The organism is Alcanivorax sp. VBW004 (assembly GCF_009718865.1).
Taxonomy (GTDB): Bacteria; Pseudomonadota; Gammaproteobacteria; order Pseudomonadales; family Alcanivoracaceae; genus Alcanivorax.
In genome coordinates, this window is the sequence record NZ_WNHC01000001.1 from 2,949,544 (window position 1) to 2,966,379 (window position 16,836).

At 58.3% G+C, this 16,836-nt stretch carries 17 protein-coding genes; 5 read left to right on the forward strand and 12 right to left on the reverse strand.

What is annotated here, in order from left to right; genetic code table 11:
* Positions 1-120: 120 nt before the first annotated feature.
* The 9 genes from F1529_RS13395 to F1529_RS13435 form a co-directional block, all read right to left on the reverse strand.
* On the reverse strand, positions 121-1,110 hold the full coding sequence (locus F1529_RS13395) for a TonB family protein (protein WP_007151258.1): 990 nt from the start codon (positions 1,108-1,110) through the stop codon (positions 121-123).
* Positions 1,107-1,607, reverse strand: coding sequence for a biopolymer transporter ExbD (locus tag F1529_RS13400; protein WP_007149995.1), 501 nt, complete (start codon positions 1,605-1,607; stop codon positions 1,107-1,109). The genes F1529_RS13395 and F1529_RS13400 overlap by 4 nt, the downstream gene beginning before the upstream one ends.
* Positions 1,604-2,143 carry a biopolymer transporter ExbD gene (locus F1529_RS13405; RefSeq protein ID WP_155135383.1) on the reverse strand — a complete coding sequence of 180 codons (540 nt, stop codon included), beginning with the start codon at positions 2,141-2,143 and terminating at the stop codon, positions 1,604-1,606. The genes F1529_RS13400 and F1529_RS13405 overlap by 4 nt, the downstream gene beginning before the upstream one ends.
* Before the next feature lie 41 nt (positions 2,144-2,184).
* Positions 2,185-2,877 carry a MotA/TolQ/ExbB proton channel family protein gene (locus tag F1529_RS13410; protein WP_007151030.1) on the reverse strand — a complete coding sequence of 231 codons (693 nt, stop codon included), beginning with the start codon at positions 2,875-2,877 and terminating at the stop codon, positions 2,185-2,187.
* A gap of 149 nt (positions 2,878-3,026) precedes the next feature.
* Positions 3,027-3,314 carry a hypothetical protein gene (locus F1529_RS13415; protein ID WP_007150639.1) on the reverse strand — a complete coding sequence of 96 codons (288 nt, stop codon included), beginning with the start codon at positions 3,312-3,314 and terminating at the stop codon, positions 3,027-3,029.
* A complete protein-coding gene (locus F1529_RS13420) occupies positions 3,314-4,057 on the reverse strand; it encodes a tetratricopeptide repeat protein (RefSeq protein ID WP_230457797.1) in 744 nt (247 codons plus the stop codon). The genes F1529_RS13415 and F1529_RS13420 overlap by 1 nt, the downstream gene beginning before the upstream one ends.
* On the reverse strand, positions 4,038-6,983 hold the full coding sequence (locus tag F1529_RS13425; RefSeq protein ID WP_370457025.1) for a tetratricopeptide repeat protein: 2,946 nt from the start codon (positions 6,981-6,983) through the stop codon (positions 4,038-4,040). Before F1529_RS13425 ends, F1529_RS13420 begins: the two co-directional genes overlap by 20 nt.
* The gene (locus F1529_RS13430; protein ID WP_230457798.1) at positions 6,980-8,896 is read right to left on the reverse strand and encodes a lipopolysaccharide assembly protein LapB; all 1,917 of its coding nucleotides are present in this window, start codon (positions 8,894-8,896) and stop codon (positions 6,980-6,982) included. The genes F1529_RS13425 and F1529_RS13430 overlap by 4 nt, the downstream gene beginning before the upstream one ends.
* On the reverse strand, positions 8,893-9,411 hold the full coding sequence (locus tag F1529_RS13435; protein ID WP_155135385.1) for a hypothetical protein: 519 nt from the start codon (positions 9,409-9,411) through the stop codon (positions 8,893-8,895). Before F1529_RS13435 ends, F1529_RS13430 begins: the two co-directional genes overlap by 4 nt.
* A 222-nt stretch (positions 9,412-9,633) precedes the next feature.
* On the opposite strand from F1529_RS13435, the gene F1529_RS13440 reads away from it, so the two are divergent.
* Positions 9,634-10,440, forward strand: coding sequence for a fructosamine kinase family protein (locus F1529_RS13440; protein WP_155135387.1), 807 nt, complete (start codon positions 9,634-9,636; stop codon positions 10,438-10,440).
* Between the two features lie 36 nt (positions 10,441-10,476).
* The gene (locus F1529_RS13445; RefSeq protein ID WP_155135389.1) at positions 10,477-11,604 is read left to right on the forward strand and encodes a 4-phosphoerythronate dehydrogenase; all 1,128 of its coding nucleotides are present in this window, start codon (positions 10,477-10,479) and stop codon (positions 11,602-11,604) included.
* Here the strand turns inward: F1529_RS13445 and F1529_RS17545 are convergent.
* Positions 11,567-11,740, reverse strand: coding sequence for a PA1571 family protein (locus tag F1529_RS17545; protein WP_196220407.1), 174 nt, complete (start codon positions 11,738-11,740; stop codon positions 11,567-11,569). The two genes, F1529_RS13445 and F1529_RS17545, sit on opposite strands and share 38 nt — an antisense overlap.
* 92 nt (positions 11,741-11,832) lie before the next feature.
* Here F1529_RS17545 and F1529_RS13450 point away from each other — a divergent pair, with 92 nt between their 5' ends.
* Positions 11,833-12,978, forward strand: a complete 1,146-nt coding sequence (locus tag F1529_RS13450) for an ATP-NAD kinase family protein (protein ID WP_155135391.1) — start codon at positions 11,833-11,835, stop codon at positions 12,976-12,978.
* Between the two features lie 157 nt (positions 12,979-13,135).
* On the opposite strand, the gene htpX is transcribed toward F1529_RS13450, so the two are convergent.
* Positions 13,136-14,032 (reverse strand): protease HtpX, encoded by an 897-nt coding sequence (gene htpX / locus F1529_RS13455; RefSeq protein ID WP_155135393.1) that lies wholly within the window; start codon positions 14,030-14,032, stop codon positions 13,136-13,138.
* Positions 14,033-14,188: 156 nt separating this feature from the next.
* Between htpX and F1529_RS13460 the strand changes: the two genes are divergently transcribed.
* The gene (locus F1529_RS13460; RefSeq protein WP_155137486.1) at positions 14,189-15,145 is read left to right on the forward strand and encodes a class I SAM-dependent methyltransferase; all 957 of its coding nucleotides are present in this window, start codon (positions 14,189-14,191) and stop codon (positions 15,143-15,145) included.
* A 75-nt stretch (positions 15,146-15,220) separates the two neighbouring features.
* Positions 15,221-15,484 carry a PepSY domain-containing protein gene (locus F1529_RS13465; RefSeq protein WP_039925896.1) on the forward strand — a complete coding sequence of 88 codons (264 nt, stop codon included), beginning with the start codon at positions 15,221-15,223 and terminating at the stop codon, positions 15,482-15,484.
* 69 nt (positions 15,485-15,553) lie between these two features.
* On the opposite strand, the gene F1529_RS13470 is transcribed toward F1529_RS13465, so the two are convergent.
* Entirely contained in the window at positions 15,554-16,687 is a 1,134-nt protein-coding gene (locus F1529_RS13470; protein ID WP_155135397.1) for an AraC family transcriptional regulator, read from the reverse strand.
* Positions 16,688-16,836: the final 149 nt, after the last annotated feature.

A 16,836-nucleotide genomic window follows, 5' to 3' on the forward strand; every position in this document is an offset into this window, starting at 1 on the left:
CTTAGGCGTAGCCGTAAGCCGACAACACGCTACACGGCTAATGATAGAAAAAAGGCGGAAATGGAGGTGAGTCCATTTCCGCCTTTTTCGTGTTGCCTACGGCGTGTTGCGTGCCGCGTCTTAGTTAGGGAAGAAGTTCAGTTTGTAATCGCCTTTCCAGGTTTCCACATTCATGGCGCCAAAGTTCATTTTTCGGGCCACCAACAGGATCCGTCGTTCAAGCTTGTCGTCACCCAGCTGGCTGGACTTGATCTTCACGTCCAGCACGTCGCCACTGGGGGCGATGGTCAAAGCAAGAACCACAGTGCCTTGCAGGGCAGGGTTGCTGCGCAGTGCGCGCTGGTACTGGCTGTTGAACTTGCCAGCATAGCGGTCAAATACGCGGCGTAACTGCTCCTGGGTACGACGACTCTTGCCATCGCTGCCTTTGCGCGATGTGCTGGCTGCTTCACCGGCCTGGGCGATCTTGCTGTCCACCTGCTTGCCGCCACTGCCCACGGTGCCGGCAGATAAGGTGCCGCCGCCACCGCCGCCGCTAGAGGCCCGCGCTACTGCCACGCCCCCGGAACCGCTGCCGGCACGGGTGCCGATCAGGTCACGCTCTGCCTTGGCGGTGGTGCTGCCACCGGTTCGCAGGTCGCTGCCAGAGTTCACCAATGGGCCGATATCGTCCAGCCCGGCCAGGGAGTCACCCAGATCCTCTTCCAGCTTTGCCTGTGCTTTTTCACGGGCCTGCTGTCGCTCCTGAGGTTCCGGTACCGGTTTGGGCTTGGGCTCGGGTTTCGGCTCAGGCTTGGGCTCCGGTTTGGGATCCTCTTTCTTGGGTTCTTCCTTTTTCTCTTCTGGCTCGGGTTCCGGTTCGGGCTCAGGCGGTGGTGGTTCTTTTTTCTTTTCCATGACCAGTTGCGCAAGGCGTTCCGGAATCTTCTGCTGTTCACGGCGGTCCGGTTTCTCGATGGTCACCGCGTTCACCATGATCATGATCAGCAAAGAGAGAATCAGCAGAACGATAACGATGCCGTAGAGGCGTCGATCTTCCCCCTCCTGTTTATCCCAGGGTAGCGAGCCGTCAATCAGGATGCGCAGCTTGTTATTGTTTTTCTGCGTCATTCTTCCTCCTCCTCTGCGACTTTCAGCACAGCGAAGGCGACTTGTGTGTATGGGGTTTCCATACAGCTACGCATCAACTTTTTGATCACCGAGTAGGGTACCGAGCGGTCGGCAAGAATCATTATTTCCCGGTCTTCGTCCGGACTGATCGCCAGCCCTTGTGACGCGCGGAAATTCAATTCTTCCACCAGCGCCGCCACGGTACGCTCTTCCTGATTTCTGACTGTTTCGGTATCGGCGATTTTTTGCCCTTCAACAATGATGTCCACGGGGCTTACCTGAATGGTCAGCACCTCGGTGGGCAGCTCCTGGGCAATGGATTCCGGTAACTGGATATCCTGATTGTCCGGCAACTTGGCCGCATTGTTGTTATTCACCAGCAGAAAGATCAGCAGGATGGTGAAAATGTCCATCAGGGATGTCAGGTTCAGTGTGGCAACGGCCTTGTGCTTGCCGTGGTGCCGGGCCATACGGCGGGCGCGGGATGATTTCTTCATGCATCACCTCCCTGACCGGCGTTATTGGCACTTTGATCCTTGGGCGCTGAACCGATGCTGATGCTCGGGAACAACTCTTTCTTGATGGTTTGGCCGTTGACCTCGCTGTTGTACAGACGCACGGAGTCCATGGTCTGGATCATCACCTCGTAGGGGGTGTCATCCTCACACAGCAGGGTAATGGCGGTTTCCTGGGGAAACTTTTCTTTTACCTGCACAAGGTAATCGTGCAGGCCGGTGCTATTGGGCTTCTCGCCATCGTTTTTCACAATCTTGAGTACCGCGCTGGTATTGCGGTCGACCACTTCGTAGCGGTTGCCGTAAATCAGCACTTCAAGCACCAGCTTGTCTTTTTCGTCGTCTTCCGAGGGGGTGCTGCTGTCATTCACCGCGGGCAGGTCGAGTTGCAGGATGGATACCTGCGCGAAGACCGCGTTGATCAGCAGAAAAGGAATCAGCACTACCATCAAATTCAGGAAGGCAGTGATGTTCAGTTCCACCTCGGTGTCGTGCGAACGTCGTCTGCGAAAACGCATACCAGATCCTTACACCAGGTTAGCGAAAACAAGAAATCGGCTTATTGGCCGTCGTTCTTGCGCTCTTGCTGGGCAGAAACCTGGCGGAATACGTTAACGAATTTCACCGAGGCCATTTCCATGCTGTCGACCAGTTTGCCGGTCATGGAATTGATAAAGGCGAAAGCCAACAGCATGGGGATCGCAGCGATCAGGCCGAACGCCGTGGTGTTCATGGCGACAGAGATAGAGGCAGACAACAGATCGGCTTTTTGGGCCGGGTCAGCACTGGCGACCGCGGTAAAAGCACTGATCAGACCAAGAATGGTACCGAGCAGACCGAGCAGGGTGGCGATGTTCGCGAAGGTGGCGATATAGGGGGTGCGGGTTTCCAGGCGCGGAATGATTTCCATCAGGCCTTCTTCCATGGCCAGTTCGATATCATCATGACGCTTGGCGGATTTGGCGCGTTCCAGGCCGTAACCGATTACCTTGGCCATACCGGTGTTGCTGTTGCTGACCACGTCCAGCGCCTGACGGAACTGGCCCTTGGCAATCAGCGGGTAAACGTCTTTCCAGGTCTTCTGGTTTTTTGCCTTGGTGGCCTGGAGGTAGATGATACGTTCCAGAGACAGGGCCAGGCCCAGTGCCAACACAATCAGAATGGGGTACATGAAGAACCCGCCATCCTGAATAAATTTGATAGAGGTCTCAATGACACCCAAATTTTGGGCGGCAGCGGCGGTGGTGGGCATGAACTTCTCCTGCGATGTTTCTGTTTAGCGTTATTGTTGGGCGCAGCGACGTTTCGGCTGGTGTGAACGTGCTGGCGCCTTTCCCCAAAGTGTTCGTTTTTATCAGAAAAAAAGCGTGCACGCACGCTAATGCTATTTACGGTGTTCGTTTATTCCAGAAACAGGCCGTCATTGTCCGGTTCCTGGGTCAGCAGCTGGTGATACTCGATTTCACGCATCAGCACTTCCTGGTCCAGTGGCTCCAGCACCCGGTTGAGCAATGACGAGGTGGGATCCTTCTTTTCCAGTTTTACTTCACGGTCTTTCCAGGGCACCACGTTCAGCACCGTGGGTGCCTCCTGGGTCCCGATAACGTTGGTCGAGGGTTCGCTCGAGTCATCGGCGGCATGGCTGGCAGTGGCCAGCAGCAGTGCAGCAAGGGTCAACAGGCTTCGCATCAGTTCATCTCCCCGGGGTTAAGGGTCGAGCCGTTTTCGGCCACCGGTTGGCTGGGCTGTTCTGGCGCACGGCGCTCCAGATCGACAATCCAGTTGGCTACGTTTTCGTCCGGCAGTTTCTGCAGATTCTGGTAGGCACGGAAATGATTGAGCGCCAGGTTCATGTCCTGCAGGTACAGCTCGCCGAGTACGGCCAGGTTGAAATGGGCGCGGGCATACTTGGGGTCAAGCACCAGGGCGCGCTCATAATGAATGCGGGCGTTATCGAATTCGCCTTGCTCGCGCAGGGCCAGGCCCAGCCCATTGTGGGCGTAGGGGTTGGCATCATTGATGGCCAGGGACTGCTCGAAGGCCGCCTGGGCCTTGTCGTAATCCTCCAGCTCCATCTGTATCAAGCCGATGTTGAGCTGCGGGCCGGACAGTTGCGGGTAGCGTTCGGCCAGAGACTGGAACATGATCAGTGCCTGTTCATTGTTGCCTGCCATGCGGGTTTGCAGGGCACGGGCGTATTCGCCCATGGCCTGTTGCGCGATTTTTTCGACTTTGGGGTCGTGGGGCACGGGTGGAATATGCACCGCATCGCTGTTGGCAGCGGCGCCGCCACTCTTCTGCTGTTCATATTTGCTGGTGTTGCCTTCGGCAGTACCGTCCAGCCCGCCGCCCTGATTGATGGCGCAGCCAGCGAATAGCAGTACCAGCAGGAGGGAGGCCCCGCGTGCTGCGTTAATAGATAATGTCGACATAGCTCTCAACCTGTTCAAACTTCGCATAACGGCCGGGAATCAGCTCTGCTAACGCGGTAAAGCTCTTTTTTACCCACTGGTCATAGATGTCATCGGTAACCAGGTTGGCATTGGCGATAAGAATATCGATGGCCTGATCCTCATAGGGCAGGGCCTTGTCTTCAAGCAGCATGGTGTACTCTTCAAGCTCCAGTTCATCCATGCCGTTGGGGCGTTCCGACTTGATCAGGTCCCTGGCCAGCACGCGATACATTTCACCGATTTTGTAGTTGGCGGCCGTGGCGTATTCGGCGACGCCGATCTGGGCAACGGCCTGATAATCGGCCAGTGCTGTTTTCATCACCGTGGTCTTGGCGGCCAGAGAGGTTTTCAGCGGCTGCTCAAGCTTGATGCGGTTGAACTCCTGGAAGTTCGGCTCAGCCAGAGTAAAGCTGGCATAGGCGGCCAGCCAGGCGACGCGGTCGTCGGCATTGTTGCCGGCGTCCCGGTAGCTGGTGACAAGCTGCTTCAACCAGTAGGTTTCCCGCTCGCTGTTGGCGGTTTTGCGGTTCAGTTCCACCAGCCTGAATTGTGCTTCAGAGCGGAAATCATAGGGCTGTGGCCATTCCTGCAGGTACTGCTCGTAGAGCGCGATGGACGCCTGCGGCTTCTCGGCTCGATCCTGCATTTCTGCGGCGCGCCACATGGCCTGGCGGGCCAGCTCATCGTTCTCGCCTTTATGGTTGGCAGCGATCAGGGTCAGCTCACCGGCGGCGGCGGTATAATTGCCTTGCTGTTCGTAGGCCACCGCCAGTTTGTCCGGGATGGTATCGGTCAGCGGATCGTTCGGGTAACGCTGACGGAAGGCTTCCAGGACCGGAATGGCATCGGCACTGCGCTGCTGCTGGATGAACAGGGTGGCCGCGTCAAACTCGGCATTCTTGCGCACGGCGGCTTCCGGTACCGCCTCGCCAACCCGCAGGAAGGTGGCGGCGGCCACATCCAGGTTGCCTTGATCACGTTGTTGCTCGCCCTGGCGGTAGATGCTGAGCGCCAGTTTTTCGCGGTATTCAGCGCGTTTTTCCGGCGGCACTTCCAGTAGCAGAAGCTTGTTGTAGGCCAGTTCGGAAACTTTGAAGCGGCCCAGATCGAATTCGCCGTTGGCAATGGTGGCCCAGCCGTAGCGGAGCATTTCCGGTGCCGGTGCCGGGTCGCGGCTGACCAGAATGCCGGCGGTTTTCACGGCGCCTTCTACATCACCCAGTGCCAGCTGATCTTCAGCGGTGTTGTGCAATACATTGGTTGCCTGCGGGTGTTGCGGGAAGTGCTGCCCAAACTTCTGGGCACTGGCGATTTTCTGTTGGCGCCACAGGGTTGCTTGTTCCGGCTCCAGCTCGCCATCGAGAATTTTCTGATAGGCAACCAGGCCGGAGAAGGCCGCGTCGCCACCGGTGGTGTGTTCGGGGTAGCCATAGGCGGTGCGCTCGAATTGCGCAATTGCAGCCGGGTAGTCGTTGGCGGCGAACAGCACATCGGCGTAGCGGTGGTTCACGTCACCCTGATTGGCGCTGACCGGCGGGGTATCCAGGTATTCCTTGTACCAGCGTGCTGGCGCCTGGTAGTCCGCAGGCTTGCCGGATTTCTGGGCGAGCACATGGTGGTATTCGGCCAGGTCGAGGATATGCCCCTTGAGCAGATCCACATATTGCTGGCGGATATCCGGGTGACGGTTCCAGTACTCGCTGTTCACCCCATAGTGATCGATGAATTTTTCTTTGGCCGGCAGTACCAGCGTCGGGAAGCCCCCTTTCTGGTAAGACTCGATCTGCAGGGTGGAAAACTCCGGCGCCAGGCGGGAATCCGGGTACACCTGAACGAACATGTCGTAGGTTTCCGCCGCATCGCGGAAACGTTCCTGGTTCAGGTAGACGTCACCGAGGGTACGGTAAATCGCCGGCTCGTAGTCCCGGTTGCCGTTGCGGGCAAACCAGGCTTTCACTGACTTGGCGCCGTTCAGGTTGCTGAAACTGAGGCTGACAACCCGTTGGGTATCGCCGAACAGTTTGCTTTCCATGCTGGTGTTATCCGCCAGCACGGCCTGGCCATTGAGGTTGTCCAGCAGGGTAAAGAAGCTGTCCTGGGCGCGTTCGTATTCGCCCAGTTTGTAGTAACTCCAGCCGTGCTTGTACAACGCCTGGTTATAGAATTCATTGCGCTCGCCCCGTTCGATGACGTCAGCGTAGGCTTTTTCTGCGTATTCGTAGTCGCCTTCGGAGAACAGCATTTCGCCGCGTCGGAACTGGGATTCCAGTGCCCACTCGCTGTTGGGGTATTGCTCTACCAGAGAATCCAGGCTGCTGCGGGCCTTGTCCAAATCCCCATCCATGGCGTAGGCCTTGGAGAGCAGATAGTAGGCTTCGGCACGTTCGTTGGCATCGTTGGTGCTGTTGAGCAGCTCCTGATACAGCTGGATCGCCGTGCTGTAGTCCACATCCTCGTCGGCGAGCGTGGGGGACATGGTGCCTGCCAGGTCCAGCAGGGCCAGTTTCCGCTCGGTGTCGTCGGTGGTATTCACCTGGGACATGGTGTTGTCGTAGACGAGCTGGTCGACTTTTTGCTCCAGCTGTTCGTCTTCCTGCTGGGCAATCTGCATGTCCTGCTCGGTGGCAGATGCCAACGCCAGATCGGCCATGCGCCGCAGGGTTTTGGCCCGGCGTTGCGGATCGTCGAACAGTTCAGCCGCCTGACGGTAGCTGTTCAGGGCATCCTGGGTGGACGCGCTTTCCAGTTGCTGCTCTTCAATGACAATGTCTGTGCTTTCCAGGTCCGCTAGGGTGGTTCCCCCGAAACGGGCCTGTTGCTCCAGGGTGCCACTTGGCGGTGCGGATGCGCAGCCCCCCAAGGCCACCATCGCTGCAGCCAGACTGTGCAGGCGAAATCGTTTCACGATCCTTTCCTCTGGTTTTTCTCACCGGAGACAGACGAGTCCTGCAGGCGGGCAATGGCCAGATGTGCCTCGGCCAACTGGTCAGCCAGCTTTTGCTGGTTGGTGTGGAGCAGGGCGAGGGCGTCGGCCTGCATGTTTTGCTCCAGGGCCAGCAAGGTGTCTTCTGTCAGGTGTTTTATTTGTTTTATTTTCTGGTCTTGTGCGGCGAGGCGTTGGCCTACGTCGTCACGGGTACGCAGGGTGGCGTCCCGGATCTGTTGGCTTATCGCCGCAATACGTTGTGCCAGTACCTGGCTTTCTTCGCGTAATTGGGTAGCAGCTTGCACTTGTTGCTCGCGTTGTTCCACCGACTGGTGGGCAATATCCCAAAGTAACAGGCCGCGAACCCGGCGCAGGCGAATGGCGTTGTTGTGGTCCGAACCGGGGATGCGGCCGAATTCTTGGGCCAGGGCATCGACTTTCTTCCACATGATGGCCTGTTCAGCATTGGCCACATCGGCAGGTTTTTCCAGGTCCACATAGTTGGGGATACGGCTGGCCAGCTTGTCGCTGGCCTGGCTGAGCGTCTCCTGGCGGCTCATCAAGCCGGTAACCTGCCCGCGAACATGGGGCAGGTTTCGGCTCAGGGTCTCACGCTGTTGCTGGTAGCTTTGCTGCAAGGCCGGCAGCGATTCCTGCCAGTGTTCAACCATGGTCTTGATCTGCTGGATTTGCCGGTAGTGCTCAAAACGCTGGGCAAAATGGTTGCTGGAAAACAGCTTGTATAAATACGACAGCTCGCCGCCTTTTGCCATGTCGTTGGTGTTGGCCGGCAGCAGGCCGGCCGCGTTTTCGTCCTCCGGCAGCAAGGCTTCGGACCAGCCGGGTTTGGCGATGTTATCGATGGCGCGCTGAATGTCCTTAAGGGCCTCGCGGTATTGCGTGGCAGCATACTGATAGCCCGACAGGGCCTGGGGCAGGCCGCCGAGCTCTTCGTAGGCACGGGGGGCCAGCATCAACGCTTCCTGCACGGAGGGATGGCTGCTGTTGCGACGTACCGCTTCCAGCCACAGGGGCAGGGCGCGTTTCACGTCGCCGGCGCGGTAGTTCGCCAGGCCGAGTGCAAGCAGGGCATCTTCGGAGAAAGGCCCGTCGCTACGTACCTGGCGCAGATCGGCGCGGGCATTTTCCAGGTTGCCGTCTTTCAATTCTGTCAGGCCCGACGCCAGGGCGGCCCGGTCACGCAGAGCCAGCGCCTGATCGCTGCTGCCACCTGCAGACAGCAAGGATTTAAGCAGTTCAAGGCCCTGAGCCTGATGGCCGGCCCGAATCAGCGCCACGCCCATGTTGTAGCTGGCGTAACGGCCTTCATCGGTATTCAGGGGCACGGAATGGAGGTAGTCCAGGGCACCGGTAAAGTCCCCCTCGGCCATGAAGATATTGGCCAGCATCAGGCGACGGCGAGCTTCGTCAACCGGCTCGAGCCCTTTCATGTTTTCGCCATCGAGAATCATGGCCGCGTCGGTGTAGTTGCCTTCGCGGTAATGCAAGGCGGCCTTGTGCAGCCAGGTCTGGGCGCGGGTGCGGCTGAGGATGTCCTTGGCCAGCAGCCGGTTGAAGATGGTTTCGGCTTTGCCCGGCAGGCCGTAGGTGACGTAGAGATCCCCAAGGACCAGTTCGGCGTAGTCGGTATCTTCACTGAAAAGTTGCTGCTGTTGGTTGACCAGCAGAAGGTTGATGGCATCGAAGTTGGCTTCGCGATAGTAGTCATACATGACTTCACCGAATGCCAGATAACGGTGCTCTTCCTCGCCGAGAACCTGCGGGCCGGTGTCTATGTCATCAAAGAATTCGACTTTTGCTGCCTGGGCGGGCGAGAGATTAATCGCAAGCAGTGAACACAACAGCCACCGTTTCATCCGGGGTCGTGTCATTGCTGATTCCACTCACGGAATTCGAATTTGTGTTGTTGGCTATTCAGGTCATCGACCACCTGCATTTCCACCATTTTGCGGCCGGGGCCCTTGGTAAAGTTGTAGCTGGTGGTTTTCTGGTAGTCCTTGCCGAGGGGGTCGTAGCCGGTGATGGTGGCTTCCATGACATGGCGACCACTGGTCAGGTTGCCGGTATACAAGCGCTGAATGCCGCCCTTGGTGAGCGCTTCGAATTCCTGGTCGGAATAAAAGTGGTAACCAACATGGTCACCGTCGATGGTCAGATTGATGTCCACCAGGCGAATCGGCGTGCCCACGTCTACAGAGACAAAGATGCTGGTCTGCGGGCTGGCGTAGAGTAATTCCTGCTCCAGCAGGGTGAGGTCCCGATTCAGGTTGAGGGCTTCGCTCTTGAGTTGGCGAATCTGCTCGGACAGGCCATCGTCGTCAGCCGCACCGGCAATGGAACACAGGCTCACTAACACGGCGCCGCAGAAGGGCAAAAATGCTTTCATGGGTGGCGATCGCTTCTTTTGTTGTTATGGGCCGCCAACGCGGCATTCTTTAGTGCCTAGTTGTAATCAGAAGAACGGCTTAAATCAAGGGTAACCATCGGTCATGATTGGCCCTTAGCACCACCGACGGAGGCCTCTATAGTCAAGTTTATGGATAGCAATGATACGAATTTTCCACTAGTGCTGCGACGGGCCCTGTCCGCAAGAGGCTGGAACCAGCAGATGCGGTATCGATCCGGCGCGGGTGGGGACACCGCCAATAGCGGTTTGCTGACGCATTCGGGGGGCCGTTGCTTTGTGAAAATGCACCCGACTGCCGCATTGCTGGCAGCGGAAGAAGCCGGGTTGCGGGCCTTGGCGCCGTGGTTACGGGTGCCGCAGGTAGAGGGCCGGTATGCCGATGAGGCGGGCGGGGTGCTGTTTCTGGAAGCTCTGGTGCTGGAGCCACTGGGGCAGGCCGGGTGGCGGGCTGCCGGGCAAGCCCTCGCCGGGCTTCACCGCGGGGCCTCAAATACAGTTTATGGCGGTGTGGCGGACAACTTTATTGGTGGCATGCCGCAGCACAACCGCGACGAAGCCGAATGGCCCCGTTTTTTTGCCCGTCAGCGGCTGCAGCCACAGTTGCAATGGGCCACGCAGAAGGGGCTGCCGGCGCCGGCCTGCCGGGCCGTGCATCGGGTTATCGACCATCTGCCGAACTGGTTGCCGCGCAAACCTGCCAGTGGGTTGTTGCACGGGGACCTGTGGATGGGGAATCTGGGCCAAATTGACGGCGCAGAGCCGGTGTTCTTCGATCCGGCCTGTTATTATGGCGACCCGCAGGTGGATCTGGCCATGCTGAACTTGTTCGGCCGACCACCCGAGGCGTTTTATCATGGCTACCAGGGGCATTTGCCGACACCGGAGCAACGGGCACGGTGGCCGGTGTATGACCTGTATCACTGGCTGAATCACTTCAACCTGTTTGGTCATCCCTATACCTCAGCCGTTACCGATACGGCCCGGTTGCTTTGCCGGGAGCTGAAATAGCGGGTTCCAATACTGATGCTTAACCCAAGGATACCGATGCACATTATCGCCGATGCCAACATGCCCGGTTTGGAGCCTTTCGAGGCCTTTGCCACCGTTGAGCGAGTGGATGGCCGCACCCTGACCCGGGAACAGCTGGGCGAGGCGGAGATTCTGCTGGTGCGGTCTGTCACCCGTGTGGATGCCACCTTGCTGGCCGGTTCGCGGGTACGCTTTGTGGGCTCCGCCACCATTGGTACGGACCACGTGGATCTGGCGTATCTGGCCCAGGCGGGCATTACGTTTGCCCATGCGCCGGGCTGTAATGCCCGTGCGGTGGCGGAATATGTGCTGCAATCCGTGCTATTGCTGTGCGCGGCCCAGGGGCGATGTCCGCGGGAAACCCGGGTGGCAGTGGTTGGCCTGGGGAATGTGGGGCGTCGCGTAGCGGACTGGCTGGGAGCGCTGGGCATGACGGTGCACGGCTGTGACCCTCTGCTGGAGCGGGCCGGTTACGCCGGGCCGGTGAGCCTGGCCCCGCTGGATCAGGTGCTGGATGCCGATATCATCACCTTGCATGTGCCGCTGACCCGCACAGGGGATGATGCCACCTGGCACCTGCTGGATAAGGCCCGGCTTGCCCGGTTGGGGCCGCAACAGATGCTGATTAACACCTGTCGCGGGCCGGTTATCGACAATGCGGCGCTGTCCCGGCAGCTGGCCGATGGTGCCGGGCCGTTAACGGTGCTGGATGTGTGGGAGGAAGAGCCGACGGTGCCGCCGACGCTGTATCAACAGGTGCTGATGGGCTCGCCGCATATTGCGGGTTACAGCCTGGAAGGCAAGCTCAAAGGGACTCGGATGCTCTATGACGCGGTGTGCGAGTGGGCGGGCAGGGAAGCGGCGGCAGAGGCTGCTGGGGCGGATGCGCCGGTGTTACGGCAGTCGGTGGCGAGTGATGCGGACCTGTTGGCGTTACTGCAAGCAGCATATCGGCTGGACGATGATTACCGGCGATTGGGTGACAGCTTGGCTGAAGCGGCACCTGCTGCGGCCTTTGATCGCCTGCGTAAACAGTATCCTGTCCGTCACGAACTGCACCACTGGCAGCATGACGGGCCTGTCGCGGACGCCTGGGCGGCGATTATCAGCCGACTTTTTGAGCCCGATGGTATTGCGCGGTAGGGTATTGCCACTGATCTTCCAGGTGCTCACAGGCGCGCTGGATCATGTCTTCGGTAATGGGGATTTCCCGGCCGTCCTCATCGATGATGGCCGCGCCGTGGAAATGCGATGCTGAGGGGCTGTTGTTCAGATTCATGTGTCATCCCTGCCTGTGCAGTTGGCCTTTAAATTTACTTAGTGGTTGTCAGTGACAGCAACGCTATTTTTGTATCTGGATATGACCCTTTTATGAAAGCTGATCAAGGTCTTTGTCTCGGTGTGCTGGTCAACCCTTATGCCGGCCTGGGTGGCAGCGTTGCGCTGAAAGGCAGCGACGGGGTGCAAACCCGTGAGGAAGCCCTGCGTCGCGGTGCCACGCCCCAGGCGCCAGGCCGGATGAGCCGGGCACTCAAGGCGCTGTCAGCCGTCAGTAATGTGTCCGTTGTGACCTGGGGCGGCGACATGGGCGAGAACAGTTGCCGGGCAGCCAAGGTGCCTTGCACGGTGATTGGTGAGTCGCCCATGCCGAGCAGCCCGGATGACACCCGTGCCGCTGCTGCCGCACTGAAAGCGGCCGGGGCTGAACTGATCCTGTTTGCCGGTGGCGATGGCACCGCCCGGGATTTGGTGGATGCCGTTGGCCTGGGCACCCCCGTGCTGGGCGTACCGGCGGGCTGCAAGATGCACTCTGCCGTGTATGCGGTGAATCCCGAGGCGGCGGGAAGTCTGCTGGCGGAGCTGGCCGGTGGGGGGCTGGTGGCGCTGGAGAGTGCCGAGGTGCGGGACATCGACGAAGCCGCGTTCCGCGAGGGCGTGGTCAAGGCCCGTCACTATGGAGAGCTGCAAGTACCGGCAGAAGCCCGTTATCTGCAGCAGGTGAAATGCGGCGGCCGGGAAGTGGAAGACCTGGTGATTACCGAAGTGGCGGCCTGGGTGGCAGACAGTCTGGAAGACGACACCTGGTACCTGATGGGATCCGGCTCCACAGTGGCTGTGGTGATGGAGCAGCTGGGGCTGGAAAATACGCTGCTGGGCGTGGATCTGGTCCGCAATGGCGAGGTGGTCGCCGCGGATCTGGGGGCCAGGCAGTTACTGGCGCACATTGGCGATGCGCCGGCCAAAGCGGTGATCACCGTGATTGGTGGCCAGGGGCACTTGTTCGGCCGTGGCAACCAGCAATTCAGCCCTGCGCTGATTCGCCGGCTGGGAAAGGAGAATATCCAGATACTGGCTACGCGAACCAAACTGGAAACGCTGGAGGGTAGGCCCTTGCTGGTGGACAGTGGCGACGCGGCGCTGGACAAGCAGTTGTGCGGGTTATGGCCGGTGACGACCGGGTATGAGGATCAGATCCTTTACCGTGTGGGGACGAATGCGTCCTTAATTGAGAGTTGATAGTGGACAGTTGACAGCTGCACGAACGAGCGTTGTTATCAACTAAAAGCAAAGAGGCCGCGCCCATGGCTATGGGCGCGGCCTCTTCAATTTCAGGACCAATCAACGTTCAAGCGCGAGCTATCAATTGTCCACTATCAACTGCCAATTTTACCCTTCACCCATGGCGCTTTTCCTGCAGCGCCGCGATGCGGTCATCCAGCGGCGGGTGCGAAGAGAACAGGGCTTTCAGGCCTTGCTTCACGCCAGAGTTGATACCGAAAGCCACCAGGGTATCCGGCATCTGGTTGGGGACCTTGGACTCTGCTTTCAGCCGTTGCAGGGCAGAAATCATGTCGCGTCGGTTAGCCAGTTGAGCGCCGGCCACATCGGCCCGGTATTCCCGGAAGCGGGAGAACTTCATCACGATGGTGCTGGCGGCAATGCCGAAGATAATTTCTGCCACGATCACCACGATGTAGTAACCGAAGCCCAGGCCGCCGCCACCGTCACGACGCAGGAAGCTGTCGATCACATAACCCACCACACGGGCGGCAAAAATCACAAAGGTGTTTACCACGCCCTGGATCAGGCTGAGGGTCACCATGTCGCCGTTGGCCACGTGGCCAATTTCATGGGCCAGCACCGCGCGGACTTCCTCGGGGCGAAAACGGCTTAGCAGCCCCTGGGAAACCGCCACCAGCGCATCATTCTTGTTCCAGCCGGTGGCGAAGGCATTGGATTGCTGGGCCGGGAAGATGCCCACTTCAGGCATCTTGATGCCCGCCTTGTCGGACAGCTCTTTCACCGTATCCAGCAGCCAGCGCTCCGCCTGGTTGCCGGGCTCCTTGATGATCTGCACCTTGGCGGACCATTTGGCCATGGGCTTGGATATCAGCAGTGAAATCAGTGAGCCGGCAAAGCCGAACACCGCACTGAAAATCAGCAGGCTGGTCAGGTCCAGGCCACCGCCGCTCTGGGCGAAATAGCTGTTAACGCCAAGCAGGCTAAGGGTAATGCTGGCGACCACAATAACCGCCAGGTTGGTAAGCAGATAAAGCGCGATGCGCATCATCGTGGGGACTCTCCATCAGGTAGGTAATTATTTATTTGGGGGCGGGGCGCAGAGGGTTCAAGGCTTGGGCTATAATCTGCCTTTACCCGCTGAATGGAAGCACCCTGTGCTTTCCGGCAGCATGCTGTGTCCACCTTTGCGCCTGTATTGATCCCTATGCTCTCGTCTCCGTTATCAGACCTTCTTGCCCCGTATCTGGTTCCACCGTCCCAGCCAAAACATCGCCTTTTTCATGGTCGTGGCAAAACCGTGCCCTCTCTGGAATGGCTCACCGTAGACCGCTTCCCCCCGGTGTTGGTCGCCACGCTATTCCGCCCCCAGGAGCAAGCGGTGCTGGCAGAACTGGAAGCCTGCCTTACCGAGGCGCTGGCAGGTTTGGGATGTCAGACATTGGTGTTCCAGCATCGGTACGATGCCAAGGCTGAGAACCAGGTGATATGTGGTGAGCTACCGGACAGGCCGGTCGCCACAGAGCAGGGGCTGGATTACAAACTGGATTTCCAGCGCGGCCAGAACCTGGGCTTCTTTGCCGACATGGCGGAGGGGCGTAGCTGGCTGCGTGAACGGGCCGAGGGTTGCAAGGTACTCAACCTGTTCAGTTTCACCTGCAGTTTTTCCGTGGCGGCGTTGGCGGGAGGGGCACGCTCTGTGGTGAACATTGATCTGTCCGATGCCGCCTTGACCCTGGGCAAACAAAACCATGCTTTGAATGGTTTCCAGGACGCCAGGGTGCATTACTTGCCCCACAATATTTTCCGCAGCTGGAAAAAGCTGCATAGCCTGGGGCGTTACGATCTGATTGTGGTTGACCCGCCCAGTGCCCAGAAAGGCAGCTTTATGGCGGAGAAGGACTACCCGAAAATGCTGCGTAAACTGCATAAGTTATTGGCACCGGAGGCCGATCTGCTGATCTGCCTCAATGCGCCCTGGCTGGATTATGCCTGGCTGGAGCAATGTGTGGCGGATAACTTGCCGGGAGCGCAGTTGCAATCCCGCTTGCCTGGCGCCAGTGGTTTTGACGAAGCGAGGGAGCCCGCGCTGAAAACGCTCCATTACCGTTACCAGCGGCCCGCGATACTGGATGTGTCTGCGGATGGGGGACAGAGTACGTAGCAAGGCCTGTAGCGATATGCTATCTGTGTAATGGCCTGTGAACCGGGTGATACTTTATGGATGAAGGAGAGCGAGATGAAGCAGATTTTTCTTGTGGTGATGGTCGGTGCGTCTCTGGGCCTGTCTCCATTGAGCCTTGCCGATGAAAGGCCGCCAGAGGGTGCCAAACCCATTTCCGAATTGGCTAAAATGATTGAAGAGCAGGGGTACTCCCCGATTACCGAGATTTCCTTTGATCGGGGTCAGCTGGAGGTCGAGGCGTACAAAGGCACCAACAAGCGTGAGCTCAAGGTAGATCCCAAGAGCGGCAAGATTCTGTCTGATCGTCGGGATGATTAGCGATCGTTGATCAGCCGGAGCTGAAAGGCTGCGTTGGGCGATTGTCGTGGCCCGACAATCGCCCTGATGTTATTCCTTTTTTGCCGTATCGTGCTGTTTTCTATACGCCGTTGGGGTGGTGTGGAAGCGGCGTTTGAATGCAGTGTTGAAGGTGGATTTGGCATTGAATCCGACATCATGGCAAATCCGGGTCACGGGTTGTCGGGTGTCTGTCAGTGCCTGTGCTGCCGCCTCAAGACGAAAGCCGTTAATCCAGTCATAAAAGTGGTGACCGGAACATTGGTTGATCGCTGCAGAGGCCTGATGCGTGGTAACGCCGCAGTGTGTTGCCAGTCGCCCCAGGGTCAGGTCATTTTCTCTGAATAATCCCTCTTTCATGGCGTTTTCCAGCAATTGGAAAACGGCGTGCGTGTCATCGTTGTTTTCGTCTTTTGCTGAAGCCGGCACCTCTTTCGCTGTTGCTTTCGTTGCAGCAGCAAGCGGTGGTGCTTGCTGCACGGGAAGATTAATTCGGGTCAGCAGCAAATAGGTGAGGTAGGCCGTGGCTGGTGCCAGCACAAAGGTCAGCGAAATGCGGATATCGAACAAATAGAACAGCGCCAGCCTGGCCGCAATGGACAAGGCGATCAGTAGCTGGAATGTTTGCAGGTTGCCTACCCATTCAATCACCGCGCTGCGGCGGCTCTGGATTCCCTGTTGGCGTTGCTGCCACCAGTAAAAAAGGCTCAGCGCGCCAATGATGGCCAGATAAGGGTTGCCGTACAGGGTGATGGGCTCCCACAGATCATGGTTCTTGCGCCCGGCCAGCATCCAGTAAATTTTCTGTTCCGGGGGCAGGCTCCAGAAGGGCACCGCGAGGGCGGCCACCAGCAGCACCGGTAACGCGTGCATCCAGCGGCGACGCCGTGACCTGGCCAGGACGTTCTGCCCTTGCAGGGCACGAATATAGCCATAGATGCAAAACGGGATCATCACCACGACAGGGTCAGCCAGCTTCAGGAAGAAGGGCCAGTGCTGGAACAGATCTGTGGAGTGATACACAAATTCCAGCGATTGCAGAACTGCCAGCGCAATCAGTGCAAGCAAGTAGGCCAGTGGCAGTCGATGTTGTTGGCGATTGACCATCCAGCTCAAGCCGGCCAGCAGCAAGGTAGAGCTGATGCTCAGGCACACGATAGCGGCGCCTGCAGTCCAGTAATTCATCGGGGTCTCACGTTCGAATGGATCGATTTGAACCTGTAACTTTTTGAATTAAAAAGAATAAATTGTTTTGTTTCGAGTCCATCGAAGCGGGCGTTCTGCCGCCAACAGTCCTGTCTAATAACACGCTTCCATCGTCAGAATGATAACAA